The organism is Gordonia tangerina (genome assembly GCF_021556435.1).
GTDB lineage: Bacteria > Actinomycetota > Actinomycetes > Mycobacteriales > Mycobacteriaceae > Gordonia > Gordonia tangerina.
Window position 1 is genome coordinate 97858 of the sequence record NZ_JAKGCU010000013.1, and the last position, 19229, is coordinate 117086.

Annotated in this window: 18 protein-coding genes; 2 read left to right on the forward strand and 16 right to left on the reverse strand. The window is 65.2% G+C overall.

Annotation, left to right across the window (positions count from 1 at the left end):
- Nucleotides 1-6: 6 nt before the first annotated feature.
- From L1892_RS14815 to L1892_RS14840, 6 genes are all read right to left on the reverse strand, one after another.
- Entirely contained in the window at nt 7-2418 is a 2412-nt protein-coding gene (locus L1892_RS14815; protein WP_235724373.1) for a CaiB/BaiF CoA transferase family protein, read from the reverse strand.
- A 29-nt stretch (nt 2419-2447) separates the two neighbouring features.
- Complete coding sequence (locus tag L1892_RS14820; protein ID WP_235724374.1) at nt 2448-3887, reverse strand: aldehyde dehydrogenase; 1440 nt, start codon at nt 3885-3887, stop codon at nt 2448-2450.
- A 45-nt stretch (nt 3888-3932) separates the two neighbouring features.
- Entirely contained in the window at nt 3933-5117 is a 1185-nt protein-coding gene (locus L1892_RS14825) for a thiolase C-terminal domain-containing protein (RefSeq protein ID WP_235724375.1), read from the reverse strand.
- A complete protein-coding gene (locus L1892_RS14830) occupies nt 5114-5557 on the reverse strand; it encodes a Zn-ribbon domain-containing OB-fold protein (protein ID WP_235724376.1) in 444 nt (147 codons plus the stop codon). Before L1892_RS14830 ends, L1892_RS14825 begins: the two co-directional genes overlap by 4 nt.
- A complete protein-coding gene (locus L1892_RS14835; RefSeq protein ID WP_235724377.1) occupies nt 5554-5868 on the reverse strand; it encodes a hypothetical protein in 315 nt (104 codons plus the stop codon). The genes L1892_RS14830 and L1892_RS14835 overlap by 4 nt, the downstream gene beginning before the upstream one ends.
- A 137-nt stretch (nt 5869-6005) precedes the next feature.
- The gene (locus L1892_RS14840; protein WP_235724406.1) at nt 6006-7487 is read right to left on the reverse strand and encodes an acetyl-CoA acetyltransferase; all 1482 of its coding nucleotides are present in this window, start codon (nt 7485-7487) and stop codon (nt 6006-6008) included.
- Between the two features lie 138 nt (nt 7488-7625).
- On the opposite strand from L1892_RS14840, the gene L1892_RS14845 reads away from it, so the two are divergent.
- Entirely contained in the window at nt 7626-7880 is a 255-nt protein-coding gene (locus L1892_RS14845; RefSeq protein ID WP_235724378.1) for a hypothetical protein, read from the forward strand.
- Between the two features lie 190 nt (nt 7881-8070).
- A complete protein-coding gene (locus tag L1892_RS14850) occupies nt 8071-8922 on the forward strand; it encodes an esterase/lipase family protein (protein ID WP_235724379.1) in 852 nt (283 codons plus the stop codon).
- Between the two features lie 14 nt (nt 8923-8936).
- Here the strand turns inward: L1892_RS14850 and L1892_RS14855 are convergent, their stop codons facing one another.
- The 10 genes from L1892_RS14855 to L1892_RS14900 form a co-directional block, all read right to left on the reverse strand.
- Entirely contained in the window at nt 8937-10007 is a 1071-nt protein-coding gene (locus L1892_RS14855; protein ID WP_235724380.1) for an ABC transporter ATP-binding protein, read from the reverse strand.
- 50 nt (nt 10008-10057) lie between these two features.
- On the reverse strand, nt 10058-10789 hold the full coding sequence (locus L1892_RS14860; RefSeq protein ID WP_235724381.1) for a hypothetical protein: 732 nt from the start codon (nt 10787-10789) through the stop codon (nt 10058-10060).
- Between the two features lie 89 nt (nt 10790-10878).
- A complete protein-coding gene (locus L1892_RS14865) occupies nt 10879-11835 on the reverse strand; it encodes an MlaD family protein (RefSeq protein WP_235724382.1) in 957 nt (318 codons plus the stop codon).
- The gene (locus tag L1892_RS14870; protein ID WP_235724383.1) at nt 11832-12833 is read right to left on the reverse strand and encodes an MlaD family protein; all 1002 of its coding nucleotides are present in this window, start codon (nt 12831-12833) and stop codon (nt 11832-11834) included. The genes L1892_RS14865 and L1892_RS14870 overlap by 4 nt, the downstream gene beginning before the upstream one ends.
- Nucleotides 12834-12853: 20 nt before the next feature.
- On the reverse strand, nt 12854-13942 hold the full coding sequence (locus tag L1892_RS14875; RefSeq protein ID WP_235724384.1) for an MlaD family protein: 1089 nt from the start codon (nt 13940-13942) through the stop codon (nt 12854-12856).
- 1 nt (nt 13943) lies between these two features.
- Nucleotides 13944-14948, reverse strand: a complete 1005-nt coding sequence (locus tag L1892_RS14880) for an MlaD family protein (RefSeq protein ID WP_235724385.1) — start codon at nt 14946-14948, stop codon at nt 13944-13946.
- Nucleotides 14936-15943 (reverse strand): MlaD family protein, encoded by a 1008-nt coding sequence (locus tag L1892_RS14885; RefSeq protein WP_235724386.1) that lies wholly within the window; start codon nt 15941-15943, stop codon nt 14936-14938. The genes L1892_RS14880 and L1892_RS14885 overlap by 13 nt, the downstream gene beginning before the upstream one ends.
- 2 nt (nt 15944-15945) lie before the next feature.
- Nucleotides 15946-17031 (reverse strand): MlaD family protein, encoded by a 1086-nt coding sequence (locus L1892_RS14890; RefSeq protein ID WP_235724387.1) that lies wholly within the window; start codon nt 17029-17031, stop codon nt 15946-15948.
- 1 nt (nt 17032) lies between these two features.
- Nucleotides 17033-17851, reverse strand: coding sequence for an MlaE family ABC transporter permease (locus L1892_RS14895; protein ID WP_235724407.1), 819 nt, complete (start codon nt 17849-17851; stop codon nt 17033-17035).
- A 52-nt stretch (nt 17852-17903) separates the two neighbouring features.
- A complete protein-coding gene (locus L1892_RS14900; RefSeq protein ID WP_235724388.1) occupies nt 17904-18764 on the reverse strand; it encodes an ABC transporter permease in 861 nt (286 codons plus the stop codon).
- Nucleotides 18765-19229: the final 465 nt, after the last annotated feature.

Genomic DNA, 19229 nt, shown 5'->3' on the forward strand with positions numbered 1-19229 from the left:
TGATGCCTAGCGGGTGGCAGCGACCTCGGTCGACGACGTATCGTCCGCACCGGGTTGCAGTACTCCCGAGCGCACCAGATCGTCGATCTCGTTATCGCCCAAACCGAGTAGGTCCGCAACGATCTCCCGTGTGTGTTGCCCGGCGAGTGGCGCCTGCCGTGCAGGCGGATCGGCGATGTCGTCGAAGACGGCCACGCGAGCGGATGCGGGCAGGTCGGCGAAGAGCAGATCGTGACCGATCGTCGTGAAGGCACCACGATGGGTGAGCTGCGGATCGGTCAGCAACTGCGGAAGCCGCAGCATCGCGCCGGCCGGCACGCCCACGGACTGAAGTGTCGCGGCGGCATCCTGCGGATCACGAGCGCTCAGCCAGGCCGCGACCGCGGCGTCCACCTCGGCGCGGTGTTCGAGGCGCTGCCCCCTGGTCGCGAGGCGGCCGTCATCGGCAAGATCTGGTCTGTCGATGATGCCGCACAATGCTTTCCACTCATCGTCGTCGCGGACCGTGACGACACACCACTCGTCGTCACCGGCGCACGGGAACACTCCGCTCGGGGCAGCGTACGGGTCGCTGTTGCCCGGCGCGGTGACCGTACCCGGGCGCAGTCCCTCGGTGACCAGTTGGACTCCGAGTTGAACCAGTGCCGTGTCCGCCTGGGCGACTTCGAGGTTCGTACCACGGCCGGTGTGTCGGCGATCGATCAGCGCGGCGAGCACAGCGATCGCCGCGACGTGGGCGGCGATGTGATCGGGATAGACGGTCTGCCCATCGCAGAGCAACTCGGCGTCGTCGGGGTAGCGCCACAGCGCCGACACCCCGCACGACGCACGTACCAACGGACCGTAGCCGAGACGGGTGCGCCACGGACCTGTGCTGCCGAACGAACTCGACTCCGATACCACGATGCGGGGATTGATCTTCGCGAGACTCTCGTACGAGAAGCCCATCGACGCAAGTGTTCCCGGCTTGAAGTTGGCGAGGACGACGTCTGCGTCTGCGACCAGCCGACGGAACAGGTCCGCACCCTCGGGGCTACGCAGATCGATGCCGAGACTGCGCTTGTTGCGATGTCCCCACGCGACCGAGGCGGCCAGCGCGGACCCCCGCTTTGACTGCCGGAGGCCGTCCGGAAAATCAGCGTTCTCGATCTTGATCACGTCGGCGCCGTAATCCGCGAACTGTCGACTCAGTTCTGCGCCGAACACGATCACGCCGAGATCGAGGACCCGCAGTCCGGCGAGCGGGGCCGCGGACCTGTCGCCTGAACCGACGACCGGGCGTCCGCGTGGCGCGATGTCGATGTCGTCGTGCTCGCCGAGCTGCGGTGCGCGCGTTCGTATGCCGGCACGCTCGCCTCCGATGCTGATGTAGCCGGAGGGAACCCGGGCATGCATGCCCGGGGCGATCTCGGTGTCGATCAACGATCCGGAGGCATCGAAGTGCTCGGTGGCGAGAACCTCCGTCAATGTGTGCACACCACCGACAGGTACCCCGCGGCGTGCGCCTTCGGCGACCAACTCGTCCTGTGTGTGCCTGGCGAACAGTTCGGCGATCAGGGGATGCAGTGTGTCGGCGGCCGCGAAGCGGGCCGGGATGGTGTCGAACCTCGGATCGGCGAACGCCTCCGGCGAGCCGAGCCACTCGAACATCGCACGCCACTGCCGCTTGGCGAGCAGACAGATCCGCACGTGACCGTCCTTGCAGGCGAACACGGGGTAGAAGTTCGCTGCATCCGGCCGACCCCGCGGATAGTCCTCCGACCGTCCTGCGGCCGCGGAACCCTGCGTCCCGAATCCCGGGTCGAAGCCGTGGACGATCGCCTCGAACGCCGACAGATCCACCGTATCGCCATAACCGCTCACGACTTTTCGGTGATAGGCGAGGAGTGCCGCCCATGCGATGTGAGCGCCGACGGATTCCTCCACCAGACCCGCCGGCGGGAGGAGGGGCTCGACTCCGGGGGCACCGGACCGCGACAGCACCCCGGACATCGCGTAGAGCACCGGTTCGGTCGCCACCCAGTCGCGGTAGGGACCGGTCTGCCCGAAACCGCTGACCGATACCCACACCAGTCCGGGAACCAGGGACCGGAGGTCCTCGGCCCCGAGACCGTGATCGGCGAGCAGACCCGGTCGTTGCGACTCGATCAGGATGTCCGATCGTTGCGCCAGTTCGCGCAACCGACTCCGGCCGGCCTCGTTGTCGAGGACCAGCGTGATACTGAGTTTGTTGGCATTACGCAGGGCGAACGGAACACTCACACCGTCGATCACCGGCTCGGCCGCGCGTGAGCGCGAGCCCACCGACGGCTCGATACGGATCACCTCGGCGCCGAGATCGGCCAGGTAGCGGCCCGCGGACTCACCGAGTCCCTCGGTGAGGTCGAGAACGCGCACACCGCGAAGTGGAAGGGTCATCGCTGATCTCCGATCGAACGTGTTCTGTCTCAGCGGAAGTAGACGGACTTGGTGGCCTGGTAGGGCGCCAGGCCCTCGGGGCCGAGTTCGCGGCCGAGGCCGGATGCCTTGACACCACCGAACGGGGCGGCCAGATCGAGTGCGTAGTGATTCACGCCGACGGTTCCGCTCTGGATGCGATCGGCGATCGACAGGCCGCGCTCCTCATCGGTGGTCCACACCGTCCCTCCGAGCCCGTAATCCGAGTCGTTGGCGATGGCGACGGCCTCGTCGTCGTCGGCGTACGGGGTGATCGTCAGCACCGGACCGAAGATCTCCTCCTGCGCGATCCGGGCTCCGTTGTCGACACCCTCGAAGACGGTCGGAGCCACATACCATCCGGTGGCCTGGTCCTCGGGAGTGCCGCCACCGGTGGTGATCCGATGACCTTCGGCGCGACCGGATTCGATGTAGCCGAGCACTCGATCCCGCTGGGCCCCGCTGACGAGTGGACCCACCTGGGTGGCTGTGTCCAGCGGATCACCGATCCGCAGAGCGCGCACGGTGTCGGTGACTACGTCGACGACCTCGCCGTATCGACTGCGGGGGGCCAGGATTCGCGTGCTGGCATGGCAGGTCTGGCCGTTGTTCACCAGGGACACCCCGAGCAGGTTGGCGGCGAACACGTCCAGATCGGCGTCCTCTGCGACGATCGCGGCCGATTTGCCCCCGAGTTCGAGGGTGACCGGACGTAGCAGTCGCCCGCAGACCTCGCCGATCGCCCGGCCCGCCGGCGTCGACCCGGTGAAGGCGACCTTGTCGACTCCGGGATGTTCGACGAGGTATGCGCTGACCTCACGCCCAGCGGGCACGATGTTCAGAACGCCTGGCGGCAGGCCCGCCTCGACGGCTGCGTCGGCGAAGACGTAGGCGTCGAGCGCGGTTTCCGGAGCGGGTTTGAGGACGACCGTGCAGCCCGCGGCCAGGGCCGGCGCGACCTTCATCGCCGCAAGCGACTGCGGATAGTTCCACGGTGTGATGGCCGCGACGACACCGACCGCCTCACGTCGGACCACTGTGCGGCCGCCGAGGGCGCTGGGACGAACGTCGTCCGTCTCCTGCTTGCGGATCAGATCGGCGTAGTACCGCAGCATGAGCCCCGGCGCATAGCCGTTCACCCCGACCGACAACGCGATCGGCATGCCGTTCTCCCGACTCGTCAGGGCCGCGGTCTCCTTGGCGCGAACCTTCAGCGCCGCGGCGAAACGCTCGAGATGATCGGCGCGTTCGCCGGCGGACAGCGCGCGCCAGGCCGGCAGCGCTCGGCGTGCGGCCGAGACGGCGGCGTCGACATCGGCCTGCTGCGCGAGTGCGGCGGTGCCGAGGACCTTCTCCGTCGCCGCCTCGACCACGTCGTAGGTGACGTCGCCGGCCGGGTCGACCCACTGGCCGTCGGTGAACAGGCTGCGCCGATCCAGGGTTGTGTCCATGTCGATCCTTCGCGTCGTATCGATCCTTGTCGGGCGAGTTGCGGGTCAGAGAGTGTCGTGATGTCCGAAGAGCGTCGAGCTCACCAGTGGTGCCATCGGTCCTCCGATGAACAACGATGTCCTCGCTCCCTCAACGGGATTCGTGGACGTTCCACGGATCTGCCGCACGGCCTCGACGGCCAGACCCGCACCGTTGACGAACGAGTCGGCAATATTGCCGCCACTGGTGTTGACGGGCAGCTTGCCGATCCCCGCTGTCAGGTTGTCGACAGTGAGCACGCTGCCCGCTGCGGGGCCGGTCGGCGCCAGGCCGTGATCGATGAGCGCGGCGACCGCCGGACCGCTGAAGTTCTCGTAGACCTGCACGACATCGACGTCGTCGGGGCCGAGACCGGCTGCGGCCCAGAGACGATCGGCGACCCCGGGCCGTTCCGGTCGACCCGCGAAACCCGCACTGGTGTAGAGATCGTCATTGTCGATGATCGACGAATAGCCCCCAGGCGCCCCTTGCGCACCGGCAAGCACATACGCGGCATCGGACCGCAGGGCTTTGGCCCGCTCGGCAGAGACCAGCACCAGCGCCACCGCGCCGTCGTTCTCCCTGGAGCAGTCGAACAGGTGAAACGGCTCCGCGATCATCCGCGACGCATCGTAGGTCTCCTCGTCGAGCGGCTTGCCGTACCCGGCGGCGGTCGGATTGTTCTGTGCGTGCCGGTATGCGGCGAGCACCAACGCCCGCATGGCTTCTCGGGGCACACCGTCGTGCTCGAGCAGCCGCTGCGTGCGCAGCGCACACACCTGCGCGGGTGACCCGATGCCGTGCGCGAGATAGTGCGAACCGTAGAAGTACTTGGCGTAGCCGAGACGTCCGGTGTCGTCCTGCGACATCGAGCGGTACACGACGACGCACTCTGCCTGCCCGGCCGCGATCGCGACCGCGGCGTTGTTGATCGCCGCCGCTACGGTGCCACCGCCACCGCCCCACATCATGTTCGACCACCGCACGTCGTGCACGCCGAGCGCGCCCCCGATGGTGGCACCGTCGTGCCCGCCGCCGGCATAGGAGACGAAACCGTCGAGCTCGCGAGGCGAGATCCCGGCATCCGTGCAGGCCGAGACGATCGCCTCCAGCGTCATGCGCAGCTCGCCGTGCGGCGCCTCGCCACGTTTGTAATGCAGGTCGGATACACCGACGACCGCGGAGGTCCCCCGCAACGCGATTGCGCTCATGACTGCGCCCCTTCGCGTCGGCGCCACCGCAGCAGCGGCCATGTCGCGCCCTCGTCGAGTTCGATGTGTCCGACGACCTGCTCACCGATCCGCACATCGGTGTCGTCGCCGGTCAGAATGCCGAGCACGCGTCGGTTGTCCGCTCCGGGCAGTTCGACGAGGACCGTCACGTACGGCAGCCGATCGGCGAGTTCGGCGATGAATGGGGTGTGGCTACGCGCCCAGCTGTAGACCGTGCCCACTGCTTCCACCGCTTCCCATCCGGGATCGAAGGTGTGGCAGGTGGCACAGATCCACTGTGGACCCCAGATCCATCGAGCGCAGCTCCCGCACCGCTGCAGGCGGAGCTCACCGGCGAGCAGACCGTCCCAGTACTCCCGGTCGAGCCCGTCCGCGGCAGGCCCCCACGGGAGGTCGCGCACGTCGGTGTCGGCGGTCATGCCGTCGCTCCGGACACTGGGAAGTTCTCCAGCGCCGCGGCCTTCCACTCTCCGTCGTGCAGTTCCCAGATCGATCGCAACCCGATCACGCCGTCTGCGGTGTCGTAGATCGTCTCGCCGACCTGTCGCTCACCCTCGAGCCGCACGTCCTTGATCTCGAACCCGTTCACCGCACCGCGCGGCACGGTGACCCCTTCGAACACGGCGGGGATGTTCTCCTGCACCATGTCGGCGATCGCCGCCTTCATGTCCCCCGCCACGACATGCCCCACGTGACGCTCATACAGCGTGCGGAAGTCTTCTGCAGCCATTCGATTCTCCTTGATCCACCGGCGCCGTCGGCGCACCCCGACGCAGCGCGTCGACTCACCATTAACCTTAAGCCTTTAGATATTGGGGAGTCAACGGGCGCCCGCGACCGGCAACGCGGCCACCGTTGAGCACCGGCTCAGGCGAAGTCGAACCCGCCGTCGGCCGTCACGACGACGGACGCTCCGGCCTTCTCCTCGACCAGCAGCCTCTGCATCGCCTCGGGATCGACAGTGGACGCCAGTGTGCGCGCGCCGTCGGCGACGCGAGCAGCCACGAAGCCGCGCTCGGGCACACCCGACCGGTCGTACAGCACAGCCCACGACTCGGCCGTCGCCGGCCCCGCGTAGGTCGGATCTGCGCGCACGGTCGGTTCCCGGTCGACCTCAGCCTGCACGTCCTCGCGTCGGAATCCACCGGCGGGCGGCTCGGTCCGATACACCCCGAATGCATGTTTGGTCAGGTAGCCGCTGTTCGCGGTCACGAGGCCATAGGAGCCCGCTGATTCCCGCAACCGGGTGGCCATCGTCGCGATCGCATGGGTGCTGTAGTTGTTCCACGGCCCGCCGGCGAACGTGAGCCCTCCGGTGAGCGTCAGCGGACGGCCCGGATCGTCGAGCGGTAGTCCGAGTTCCCGTGCGGCGACCTGAACCGCCGACGGAAAGCAGGAATACACGTCGACGTGGGCCACGTCGTCGATGCCGATGCCGGCCAACTCGAGGGCCCTGGCGCCGGCGATGCGGATCGCCGGCGAACGATCCAGCGCACCGCGCTCGGCGATGTCATACGTGTCGCGCGACTCGGTGCCGGACTGCGGGAACACCCAGTTGTCACGTGGGATGCCGAGTGCCGTGGCGGTCTCGACCGAGCACAGGAGCACGGCAGCACCCTGCTCGACCATGTTGTTCGAGTTCAGCAGCTTGGTGTACGGCGAGACGATCCACCGGTTGCCTTCCGACGGTGTGGCGATCTCGTCGGCGGTGTACTCACGTTGCGTCCAGGCGTGTGGGTTCGTCGCGGCCACCTTGCTGAAGCCCGACCACAGGGCACCGATCGCGTCTCGGTGCTCGGCGACGGTCCTGCCCGCGTGCAGACGCAGCGCTTGCTCGAACAACGGATAGATGTAGGCAGGTCGGTCCAGTCCCGCACGCATCTCGGTGGCCGATCGCATCGGCACCTCGTCGACGACGATCGGCGCCGTGGGCACCGACTCGTCCTGCGTCGTCCAGTCCGGGCGAGCACCCTGCGCCCGCAGCTTCATCCGCGTACGCCACGACTCGGCGCCGCCGATCAACACCACGTCGGAACGACCCGCGATGATGTCCTCGGCAGCCATGTTGACGAGCACCTGCGGCGTGCTGCCACCACTGCCGGTGTATGCGGTGTGTCGAGGTGATGCCCCGATGCGCTCACCGACCAGGGCGCCGGGATCGCGGTACCTCCACGACAGTAGGCCGACGATCCGGACGGAGTCGACGAGTTCGAGCAGCCGCTCGCTGCCCGCCTCCCCGGCAGCAGTGCGCGCGGCGTCGGCGATCAGATCCACCGGCTCGCGGCCACCGTCCCGGTCGTTGATCTGGCCTCCGCCGACGAGGACCGGTGTGCGTGGGTCGAGTGGCACGCTGGGTCCACTCATGGTCGCGCCGCCTCGATGTTCACGACGGCCGGGTGCGCGGGTGTACAGCGTTTCACGATCATCCTCACAAACCTAGACTAATGGCTTTAGATTAACGTGCGCACGCCGGAGTGTCAGGAGCGGGTGGCGCTGTCGGTCCAGCTCCTGAATGAGTCGGGTCGGGCCGTCGAACTGACCCACGAGCTGTGGGGACCGATCCTGGCCGATGAACAAGACGCCGACACCATTCGAGCAGATCTGGATCTGCGGATGATCTCGGAATGGATCTCGGAAAAGGAGATCATGTACATCAGCCAGTACGAAGAAGACGATGACGCACTGGAGTGCATCCGCACCAAACTCCGGGCTTTCGTCGCGCCGGCGATCATCGGTCGCTGACGCTCGGCAACGTGCCGCGTTTCGACCAAAAATCTACGCACAGTAGGTAGTGTGATCGTCCTGACAGCAACATGACCTCCTCTCGGAACCGAGGACCCGCATGGGCAGAGTCCGGATCACTGACCATCCACAGCTCGTTCATCGCGCCATCCTGACATCTGCTTGGATGGTCGCGATCACCGTTCTCGCAGTGGCGCCGAACGCTCGCGCGGACAATCTATACGGGCCGCCGCAATCCGACTGGAAATCAGCTGTCGCCTACTCGATCCAGCACCCCGAGGCCTTGCCGATCGGGATGAATGTCCCAGGATGTCGGCCGACGACCGAGCACCCGCGTCCCGTTGTGCTGTTGAACGGTGCATTCCTGAACAAGTATGCGACGTGGTCCATGTACGCCCCACAGCTGGCGGCAGCGGGCTATTGCGTGTTCGGTCTGGACTACGGCGGCCCCACCTCGGGTCCCTTCCATCAGGTCGGCGACCTCCGGACGTCGGCCCGCGAGGTCGGCGCATTCATCGAGCACGTGGCCTCCCGCACCGGTTCCGACGAGGTGGACGTCGTCGGATACTCCGAGGGCGGCCTGGTGCCCTTCCACTACCTCAACGAGCTCGGCGGCACCCGCAGGGTGAACACCTTCATTGCTCTCGCCTCGCCCGTCCAGGGCATGAGTGGTTACGGATTTCTCGAGTGGATTGCCCACATCCCGGGCGGCACTGGAGCTTTGGAGACCATCCTCCCGGCAGCCGTGGACGGCACCAAGAACTCCGAGTACATGCGGGCAATTCGGCGCGACGGCCTGACGCTCCCCGACGTCCGATACGTGACCGTCAGTTCCAGACACGACCTCGTCGTCGATCCCGCGGAGGCGACGCTTACTCCCGGCCCTAACGTGACCAACACCGTGATCCAGGACGCTTGTCCCGAAGATCATGTTTTTCACGGCTCGGTCATCTACGACGACATCACTCTCCGACTCGTACAGAACGAACTGCACCCGTCCTCGGCGCAGGCGCCACATTGCCACCCCGTCGCGCCGGGCTAGACCGACTGGGTCCGTCAGCCAACGACGCGCAGCGGCGCGGTAGGTGCGTCGTCCGGCACGAGACCCGAATGATCTCGTGCCCGGTTCTCGGCACGGATCTCGTCCTCTTCGGCCATGCCTCGACGGACTGCTTCCTGGGCGTTGGGCGGTAGCGTCGGGAGCAACTCGAGCACTCGCTGCCGGTGTCTGGCAATGGCCTTGCGTTCGGGCATACCCGGGTTCGGCTGGACCTGCGGGATGATCTCGGTGAAATCATCCTTGGTGCCACCGCCGGAGATACCCGCCGCCGCCATCGCCTCCTCCTGCGCGGCCACCGCCGAGTCCTTCTCCTCCGACATACCGATGGGACCGAACCGGTCCCCGGAGAGGAACTGCTTGACCACCGGCTGCTCGGAAGTCAACAACACCTCCCGCGGACCGAACATCACCAACTCCTTGCGAAACAGCATCCCGATGTTGTCCGGAATCGTGCGGGCGATGTTGATGTTGTGCGTCACCACCAACACCGTCGCATCGATCTGCGCATTGATGTCGATCAGCAGCTGCGAGATGTAGGCGGTACGCACCGGATCCAGACCCGAATCCGGCTCGTCACACAAAATAATCTGCGGATCGAGCACCAGCGCACGCGCCAGGCCGGCACGCTTGCGCATACCGCCGGAGATCTCACCGGGAAGTTTGTCCTCGGCACCGGTCAGACCGACCAGGTCGATCTTCTCCATCACGATGTCGCGGACTTCGTCTTCCTTCTTCTTGGTGTGCTCACGAAGCGGGAAGGCGATGTTGTCGTACAGGCTCATCGACCCGAACAGCGCACCGTCCTGGAACAGCACACCGAACAGCTTGCGGATCTCGTAGAGCTCCTTGGCCGAACACTGCGTGATGTCGGTGCCGTCGATGACCACCGAGCCCTGCTCGGGATGCAGCAGACCGATCAGGGTCTTGAGGAACACGGACTTGCCGGTACCCGACGGCCCGAGCAACGCCGACACCTCACCGGTGGGCAACGTCAGCGACACATCACGCCAGATATTCTGCGAACCAAACGATTTCGTCAGACCCGAAACACTGACCTCAACACCCATCACTCACTCCCTGATCGATCCGGACGGCGTCACCTGCATCCGACGGCGCATCACTTCGGTGCCGCCTGGCCACCGAGGTTCGACCCGATCCCGCTGATGTCGGTGATGACCCAGTCATTGTTCTTGTCGATGGTCATCTTGTAGGTCGCAGTGGACTCGATGCCGTCCGGTGCCTGCGCGTTCTTGGTGAACACGTTGACGAACGCCTGGACCTGGTAGACCCCACCGGACTCCGACTCGACCTTCGCCGAGATGGGCTGCGCGGTCGAACTCCATTGGAGCGGCTTGATGAGTTGTTCCATCGACGTCGACGCCTTGTCGAGCCGATCGCCGAGTTCCGGAGTGGTCCCCTTGGTCAGCCGCGATCGCCAGTCGTCCGGGTTCTCGAAGCTCATCCGCGCTGCGCCGGTGGCGTAGTCCAGCGCCACCTGCTCGGCCTTCGTCCGGTCGGCACTCGCCGCGTTCAGGTCATCCACCTCGGAGCGTGCCGCGACGAGTTGCCAGCTCAGTACTGCGATGACGGCGATCGCCGCGACGACGGCCAGGGTGACGAGGATCGACCGAGTCGAGAACGATCGGTTGGTCCACCGGTTCGATCCGCTGCTCGATCCAACGGTCGATCCGCCAGTGGACGTTTCGTTCGCCGCGGCTCCGGAGTCGGTCGAGGCCGGCGACTTGTCGAATTCTGAGTTGTCGGATTCCGAGTCACCGAATTCCGGGTTGACCTCTTCGGTTGTTGCGGCTGTCTTCTCGGTCGTGGTCTCGGTGGTCGTGGTCGACATGGCGTCGGCCTCCTTCCGGTGTTGTTCACCTTGTCCGGTGTCTGGGTCGTTCTCGGTTCCTGAGCCGCTCTCGTCGGTGCGGTCGACCATCAACGACCTCCCGCCGGGACCCGCACGGTGAGGGCACCTCTCGGTGTGGTTGCGGCCAGTGCGCGATCGAGGACGGCCCCCACGTCGACGGTGCGGAGCGATGCAGCCCCCGCCTGGGCGGCAGGCAGGAGATTGACCCCGATCACGTTGAGGTGTGCCGAGTTCTCGTCGAGGAACTTCTGCAACTCGGTGAAGAGCGGGCTACCGCCGTCGCGGATACCGGCGAGCAGCGGTCCGGTCACCGTGGCGTCCCGGACGGACGCCAGCAGCTCCTCGAAACCCGTACCGAAGCCCAGCATTCTCGGCGAGGTCTCCCGCATCAGGGCCGGGATGGGGGCCGACCTCATCAGCAGCGGCTGCATCGTGCTGAGCAACGTGATGAACGAGTCCGACTGCTGTGTCAGCTCACCGGACAGCAATCCGCCAGCCCGGTTCAGGGTACCGAGCACATCGACGCCGTCGGGGAGACCCTCGTCCACCGTGTCGAAGATCCGCCGGACTGCGTCCGAGTCGGTCTGCTGAAGGAGGACAGTGAGCTGCTCGGACAGCTCCTTGAACGTGGTCGGGACGGAGACGCGATCCGTATCGATCGTGGCATTCTCCGCCAGGTAGGGACCCGCGGCCGTCTCGGGCAGAACCGCCACATAGGCCTCGCCCAGGGCGGAGAGGTTGTCCACACGGAACCTGCTGTCGACGGGGATCTGCTGGGACTGGTCGTAGTTCAAGGTCAACTTCACGCCTGTCGCGGTCTGGTCGATACCGACGACATGACCTATCTCGATGCCGCGCAACAACACCCGGGACCCGGTCATGATCCCGTTCGTGTCGGGAACCACCAACGACGCGGACCGCTCACTCGGAGTGCGCACGTGCAGACCGACATTCATGATGTAGGCGACCGACAACGCGGCGAGGACGAGCATGGCGAGCACGGAGACTCTGGTCTTGGTGATCATCGAACCGCCCCCAGCATCCGCAGGACCGTGGTGGCGTCCCCGACGAGTTGGTCGCCGTCCCGATTCTGCACCGACGTGACATTGACCGACGGCTTCTCCGCGAACGGCAGGATCGTTGTTCGTAGGAAGTCGGACAGCCGGGCTACGGTCGCCGGGCCCTTGTCCCACATCCCCCGACCGGCCTCGGTGGTCTCGGCGACCGACGTGAGCATCGGGATCAGCCACAGTCCACCGACGAAGATCGAACCCACCGACGGGAGCAACGTACTGATGTGCGCGACAACCGACTTGGCGACACGGGTCCAGAAATCCGCGCCCTGTTCACCGAACACCGCGGCGATCTGATCCGTCCGATCGGTGAACGAGGTGGACGTTCGATCCAGACCGACGAGCAGGCGGTCGATCTCGGAGGTACTGCCCGCCAGGTCGTCGAGGTCGGCGGACACAGTCGACGCCATCTTCCGGACGTCCTTCAACTGGGGCATCGTCTTGTTCAGGGTCGCCATCGTGTCCTGGACCTTCTGGATGCTGCCGCCGTTGACGAAGTACGCGAGTACGGCGATCGTGTCCTCCAATTGCGGCGGTGACGTCGTGCGCGACTTCGGCACCACACTTCCTTCGGCCAGGTACCCGGATTGACCGGTGTCACGCGCCTCCGGCGTCAGCGCGAGGTAGGTGTCCCCGAGCAACGTGTTCTGCCGGATGATCGCCGTCGTGTCCGCCGGCACCCGAGCATCCTGCGTGAGGCCGACTTTCACATCCACACCGTCATCGGTGACAGCCGTCGATCGGACCTGGCCGACACGAAGCCCGTTCATCATCACGTCGGCGCCCGCCGGGAGATTCAGGACGCTGTCGAACTGCAGTGTGACGTCGAAATCTTGGCTGACGCCTGCCCGCACCGAGGGAAGGTCGTTGGGGCCGAAGGCACATCCGCTCACCAGCAGAACGGGTAGAAGTGCCAACAGGCAGCCCCACGTACGCAAAGTCGTTCGCATGGAGGTCGCTCCCAGGATTGTCACCGTGTCGCCGCCTTCTGCAGGATGAGGTTCAGGAGATTCACCGAGCCTGTACGGCCTTCGGCTGAGCACGCCGCACCGAGCGCGCGGCATTGAGCTGCCGAGACCGAGACCCCAGGTGCCTTGTAGGGCACGGAGAGTCCGCCGGCGGCATTCTCCTGCTGGCGAAGGGCGGTGGCGATGGACGGCACCATTCCGTACAGCTTCTGCAGATCCGGTGCGCGTGCCGCCGCCAGGGTGATCAGGTCAGTCACCGGCCCGTGCATCAATGGCCACAGGATCGAGCCGTAGTTGCGCTGGATGTCGTAGATGGTCGCCACGGTCCAGCCGACCCCGCGGTCGAACTTGGAGACGGAGGCGAACAACTCTGTTCCCAGGCTCGCCACGTCCGGCATCTGGTTCAGGATCGACATGATCTGCGGCCACTGACGTAGTGCGTTGTCGGTGAGCGGAGCCATGTTCGCGATCGAGGCGCCGATGTCGGCGATGAACTGATCCGGGTTCTTCGATGCGGCCGCCGCGTGGCGGAACATGTTCTCGGCGTCCGGTGCGGTACCCGCAAGAGCTTTGTCGAGTCCATTGATCGTGCCTCCGACGTCATCGGTACCCGATTTGGTCAGGTTCTTGATGAAATCGGATGCGGAGCCGGTGATCTCGGAAATGCTCTTTGGGGTGTGTGTTCGCGACCGCGCGATACACTCTCCGGATCTCAGAGTCGGTCCGCCGGAATAGTTTCCGACGAGTTCCAGGGTTCGGTCCGCGAGGAGCGATTTTGATCGGGTCACCGCCTGCACGTCGGCCGGGTAGTCCCGGCCCGACCGCAGATCGAAGGTGACCTGGACGTGGTCGCCGGCAGATCGTACGCCGGTGACCTCACCGACCGGCATGCCCATCTGGGTGACCGGGTTGCCCACGTAGAGCCCGATGGCATCGGTCATCTCGGCACAGAAACCGTCTCCGCCGGTACCCGCTCCGCCGGTGCGGTCGGCGGCCCTGCTGATCCCGAGGCCCAGGGTCGCACCGATCGCGACGACCACGACTGCACCGATAGCGGCAAGCGACCGCCTGCTCAGATTGTGTATTCCCATCTCAGCACTTCCGTCCGGGGATCGGCACGCAGATGTCGGAGGCGAGGATCGTGCCGCCGCCGATCTCACGGATACCGTTCGGTGTCAACCACTTCGCGAGCTGATCACGCATTGCCAGGAGATTGTCCAACGCGGGCCCCATGTGCTTCTGCATCTCGGTGATCGCATCACGGATCGCATAGATGTTCGTGCGCACGAGATCGCTGTGCTTGAGGTAGAACTTCTCGAACGGCATCACCCGACTGAGGATCATGCCCAGCAGGTAATAGGTGTAGTTGAAGCCCGCCGCGTTGTTGTGGTACGTCGTCACCACGATGTCGATCTTCCGGATGAGGTCGAACACGAACTCCCGGTTGGCATTGAAGTTCTGCAGGTATTCGCTCGCAAGCGCGGCAACCCGGTGCATCTGGGCTCGCTGTCGGTCGAATACTCCCGTGACGGCGTTCATCCCCTCGACGATCGATCGCAGTGATGTCGAGTTGGACTGCAGTGCGCTCGCCACCTGTTCGAGATTCGCGTTGACGTCGGTGGCGTCGACTTGATCGGTGACCGTCGGCGCACTCTGCAGGACGTCACCGATCGAGTACGGCACCGCGACACGGTCGGCGGGGATCACTCCTCCGGATGTCTGTGTCCCCATGGGGATCAGGGTGATTGCATATCCGCCGACGGGGGTCAGCATCCGCACCTCGACGCGTGACTGATCACCGACGGCGGTCGACTCGTCGACCCGCATAGACACCTTGACGCGGTTCGGTTCGAGCGTCACATCCGATACCTTGCCGACGCTGATACCGGCCACTCGGACGTCTTGGCCGGTGGTGATGGCCGAGGCATCGGTCGTCTCGAACGCGATGGTCTTCTGGTTCGCCGGTCGCAGGTAGAAGATGCCCAATGTTGCCAGGATGGCGACCACGACGACGATGACGCCGACCCCCAACAGGCCGTCGCTGGACCATGCGTTCTTGACCCGATCGCCTAATCTGCGTTGTCTCACTTCGCGCACAGCACGACCCCGCTCCCGTTCAGTAGGACCTGGACGTCGGTCGGCAGTTGTGCGCGACCCTTGCTGCATCCGGTGGACGTCGACCGCCCCGAGTCCGAGATCTGCAACCCGGCCAGCGCGCTCGGCATGAGCTTGAACGAGTTCAGTGCATCCGTCATGGAGTGGAACACCGACGTCAGCAGGACGTCGACGTCCAGCTCTGGACTCACTCCCAGGGACTTCAGGATGCGCTCGATCGGCTCGAGCAACGCCGGTCCGTAGGTCGCGGTCTTCGGGAACTCGTCGAGGACCGTCATCGCGTTGCTGATCGGCAGATTCACCGCATGGAGGAACTGCAGTACGTACTTCGACCGGCCGCCCATCGAGTCTGAGATCCGCCCCATGTTGCGGGCGAGGGTCTCGATGACCCGTTGGCGGTCGTCCGCGAAGGATGCGAGTTTCTGCGCGTTGTCCAGCATCGGCCCGAGGCCCGAGCCATCCCCTTGGAGCAGCGCGATGGCGTTCTCGCTGAACTCGTTCACCTGTTGCGTGTTCATCGTGGACAGGACCGGCTGCAGACCGTTGAACAGTTCGGTGATGTCGAACGACGGCGTCGTCTTGCTCGCCGGGATCGACGACACGGGCCGCCCGGGATTCTCACCCTCGGACACGTCGACGTAGCGCACACCGGTCAGGTTCTGATACTTGATGGCGAGCGCTGTCGTATCGGTCAGCTGGTGCTCGCTACCCATCGTGAAGGCGACATGGGCCACCGGCCGGCCGTCCACCTCTCGCAGCTCGACGGAAGTCACCTTTCCGATCCGCATGCCCTTCATCCGCACGTCCCCGTTCACGTTCAGACCGGAGGCGTCGGTGAAGTCGGCTGAGTACGAGCTGGTCTCGACCTGCACGGGATTGCGCATGGCATTGATCACGAGGACGAACAACAGCACGGTGATGGTTGCCACCGCCAGCACCTTCACAGCGGAGACGATCGTCTGCGTCCTGTGCGACATGGTCACCTCTTCTTTCTCGGCAGGCGTTGCGTGACGCCCATCTGCGCCAACGGACCTGCGACGGCGGGCATGGAGTCGAGGACGATGCGCAACTGGAGGGTCTGCTGATCCTTGGTCCCGACGAACGCACTCTCCAGACCGTCGATGAGCGCAACCGTCTTGTCCATAGTCATCCCGCCGCCGATCACGCCGGGCAGTGGATCGGCCATCTTCTCCAGAAGTGTTGTCAAAGGGGTCAATTCGCTGTCATGGGATGCCAGCAGCGCACCCGCCTTGCCGAACAGGTCGCTCGAGGCGATCTCGAGCGCTGCGTCGGTCTCCTTGTGGAACGCGTCGTCGACCCCCCGGCTACCGTCCGGCAACTTGTTGTAGGGACTCTCCGTGATCGCATAGAGCGCACTGGTGACCTGTCGGTTGAACGCCGGGAACTCGTCGAGTACCGCATTCATACGGCGGATCAGCGTGATGGGCATCTGCCGCTGGGTCTTGGCGACGGTGTCCGCGACGATGATGCCCGACCGGATCAAGGGAGCGAGTCCGTTGGCGTACCGGATCACCTTGTCCAGACTCGCGATCATGTCCTTCGTCAGGGTGCCGTCGACGACGAGCGACCCTCGCTCGAGCATCGTCGACATCGTGTAGTCGGGGGACGAGTCCCGTGCCAGCACCTGACCGTCGCGCAGGGGCGCTCCGCCGGACTTCTCGATGAGGTTGACCGCGGTGATGCCGAAATAGTTCTCAGGCCGGAAGTCGACATCGAGGCTGTCGGTGAGCACCGAGGTCGCCGATGGCCGGAGAACGACGTCTACCTGGACATCTCCTGCGCGAGGGGAGGATACGCTGGTCACCTCGCCGACCTCGGCTCCGCGGAGGAGGACCTTGGAGCCGACCTTGACCCCCGGACCGAGCGCCGGGATCACCAGCTGGACCCGGGTGCCCTCGGGCTCTGTCGCCTTGGGGTAGACGATCCACGCGACCGCGATGACGAGCACCATCACCGCGATACTGGCTGTGCCCACCACTCCGAGTGTGCGTAACTGTCCGCGGAGATCCCCGCGGATGAAATCCTGGCTCGTGTGCCTGGCCATGTCATCCTCTGAAGGGCAACTCGGGGTTCAGGCCCCAAATCGCGACGGTCATCAAGAAGTTCAGTACGACGATCGCCACCAGGCTCGCGCGGATGGCACGGCCCGATGCCGAACCGACCCCCGCCGGCCCGCCGTTGGCGAAATAGCCGTAGTAGCAATGGATCATTGTCACCACTGCGCAGAACACCAGCGCCTTGATCACCGAGGCGATGAGGTCGGGCAGTGTGACGAACTGGGCGAAGTAGTGGTCGTAGGTCCCGCTCGGTTGCTCGTGGAACAGTTTGATGATCAAACCGCCGGTGATGAAGCTGACGACCAGCGCCATCAGATAGCTGGGCAATACCACCAGCATTCCGCCGACGAGGCGGGTTCCGACGACGAACGGGATGGCGCGAAGGCCCATCGACTCGGTGGCGTCGATCTCCTCCGAGATCCGCATGGCCCCGATCTCCGCGGTCATCCGACACCCCGCCTGTGCCGCGAATCCGATACCGGTGATGATCGGCGCGATGACGCGGATGTTGCCGAACGATCCGATGATGCCAGTGAGCGCGCCGAAGCCGAGGAGGTCGAATGCCATGAACGCCTGGATGGCCACGACCGCTCCGACGGCGACACCCAGGAAGAACATCAGGCTCACCACGCCGCCGTCGACGATGAGAGATCCGCTCCCCCAGGCCATGTCGTTCATCGTCTTGGCTGTCTGCTTGCGGTAGTGACGGATCGTGGTGGGCAACAGAACGATGGTCTTCCAGACGAAGACCACGATCTGGCCGATCTCCATGGCGATGCCGAGGAGGCCTCGGCCGATCGCCTGCATCCCCCTGGTGAGGAGGTTGGCGCCTGCCGGTTCGCCGGTCAACGATGCCATCTCAGGCCAGCCTCGGCGGGAAGAACATCGTCTGCAACTGGCTGACCATCAGATTGGTCATGAATATGCAGAACACGGACAGCACCACGGAGGCGTTCACCGCGTTCGCGACGCCCTTCGGGCCGCCTTTTGCCTCGAGCCCTCGCAGGCTGGCGATGATGACGACGAGGATCGCGAACAGCACTGCCTTGAGCATCGAGAACGCCAGATCGGTCGGTGTCGCGAAGGCACCGAACGACTGCCAGAAGCTTGCCGGGACCACGTCGTTCACGTTTGCCGAGATCGCGAGGCCGGCGGCCACTCCCGACGCGATGATGATGATGCACAGGGCGGGCGCGATCATCAACATCGCGAGGAATCGCGGGACGATGAGCCGCTGGATCGGGTTGACGCCCATGACCCGCATCGCCTCTATCTCTTCGCGAATCGACCTGGCTCCGAGGTCGGATGCGATGGCGGACGCCGCCGCACCACTCATCAGCAGGCCCGCGGCCATGGGAGCCCCCTGGCCGACGACACCGAGACCGCTGGCGGCTCCGGCCAGCGAGTTGGCACCGACCTGGTCCATCACGCCGCCGACCTGAACCGAGACCTCCGCGCCGATCGGCACGGCCATCAACAGCGCCGGCAGCGCGGTGACCTTGAAGAGCTTCCACATCTGCTCGATGACCTCGCCGACCGGAAGTCGAAGCGCCAGCGAGTCGGTGACGGAGAACCGGAAGACATCCGCGGCGAGCCGGGCAGAGCGGCCCAGAGTGTTGATGCTCCGGATCAGACGGTCCAGGACACCTGCCGCAATCCTCTGTATCTTGATCGCCCCCCGTGGCGATGCGCGACCTGCGCGAAGCGCAACTGCGCCCATCACACCTTCCTCCTACCTCTGTCGGCTGCCGATCCGCGGAAGCGGTCGGTATTCGTCGTCTCGGACTGTCGAGTCGGGTACTGCAGGCGTGGGCCGTTCGTTGATGTGGCGACCACACCGGGCTGATCACGTGTGCTGCATCACAACACCTACGTGTATACCTACATGAGACGCGATACGTCAATCGTCATTTGTCATCAGCTCCGCCGCTGCCCAAACGTCTTTGCTAGCGCAACGGGCGGCGATCCCGGGCGTTTGAACACGCCGATCATACATAGTGTTCAGACGTGATGTCAATCACTTCTGAACAGTTGACCCAGTTCAGCGGCCCGCGGCGCCCCCTTGGACGGCTCAGACCCGCGCCTCGGCGCAGGTGTTGCCAACATCAATCTACTGGTGTTAGTTTTACTGCTTGTGAGTGGTGTCACACTCCGATGCCCCCGTGTCCAGAAGAGGCCCGGCGAG

What these genes read in the sequence shown, in the direction of transcription:
- L1892_RS14815 (WP_235724373.1), bottom strand. Translation starts at nt 2,418, where the DNA reads ATGACCCTTCCACTTCGCGGTGTGCGCGTTCTCGACCTCACCGAGGGA.
- L1892_RS14825 (WP_235724375.1), bottom strand. Translation starts at nt 5,117, where the DNA reads ATGAGCGCAATCGCGTTGCGGGGGACCTCCGCGGTCGTCGGTGTATCC.
- L1892_RS14885 (WP_235724386.1), bottom strand. Translation starts at nt 15,943, where the DNA reads ATGTCGCACAGGACGCAGACGATCGTCTCCGCTGTGAAGGTGCTGGCG.
- L1892_RS14865 (WP_235724382.1), bottom strand. Translation starts at nt 11,835, where the DNA reads ATGATCACCAAGACCAGAGTCTCCGTGCTCGCCATGCTCGTCCTCGCC.
- L1892_RS14895 (WP_235724407.1), bottom strand. Translation starts at nt 17,851, where the DNA reads ATGCAGGCGATCGGCCGAGGCCTCCTCGGCATCGCCATGGAGATCGGC.
- L1892_RS14860 (WP_235724381.1), bottom strand. Translation starts at nt 10,789, where the DNA reads ATGTCGACCACGACCACCGAGACCACGACCGAGAAGACAGCCGCAACA.
- L1892_RS14835 (WP_235724377.1), bottom strand. Translation starts at nt 5,868, where the DNA reads ATGGCTGCAGAAGACTTCCGCACGCTGTATGAGCGTCACGTGGGGCAT.
- L1892_RS14855 (WP_235724380.1), bottom strand. Translation starts at nt 10,007, where the DNA reads ATGGGTGTTGAGGTCAGTGTTTCGGGTCTGACGAAATCGTTTGGTTCG.
- L1892_RS14900 (WP_235724388.1), bottom strand. Translation starts at nt 18,764, where the DNA reads ATGGGCGCAGTTGCGCTTCGCGCAGGTCGCGCATCGCCACGGGGGGCG.
- L1892_RS14820 (WP_235724374.1), bottom strand. Translation starts at nt 3,887, where the DNA reads ATGGACACAACCCTGGATCGGCGCAGCCTGTTCACCGACGGCCAGTGG.
- L1892_RS14890 (WP_235724387.1), bottom strand. Translation starts at nt 17,031, where the DNA reads ATGGCCAGGCACACGAGCCAGGATTTCATCCGCGGGGATCTCCGCGGA.
- L1892_RS14875 (WP_235724384.1), bottom strand. Translation starts at nt 13,942, where the DNA reads ATGGGAATACACAATCTGAGCAGGCGGTCGCTTGCCGCTATCGGTGCA.
- L1892_RS14830 (WP_235724376.1), bottom strand. Translation starts at nt 5,557, where the DNA reads ATGACCGCCGACACCGACGTGCGCGACCTCCCGTGGGGGCCTGCCGCG.
- L1892_RS14870 (WP_235724383.1), bottom strand. Translation starts at nt 12,833, where the DNA reads ATGCGAACGACTTTGCGTACGTGGGGCTGCCTGTTGGCACTTCTACCC.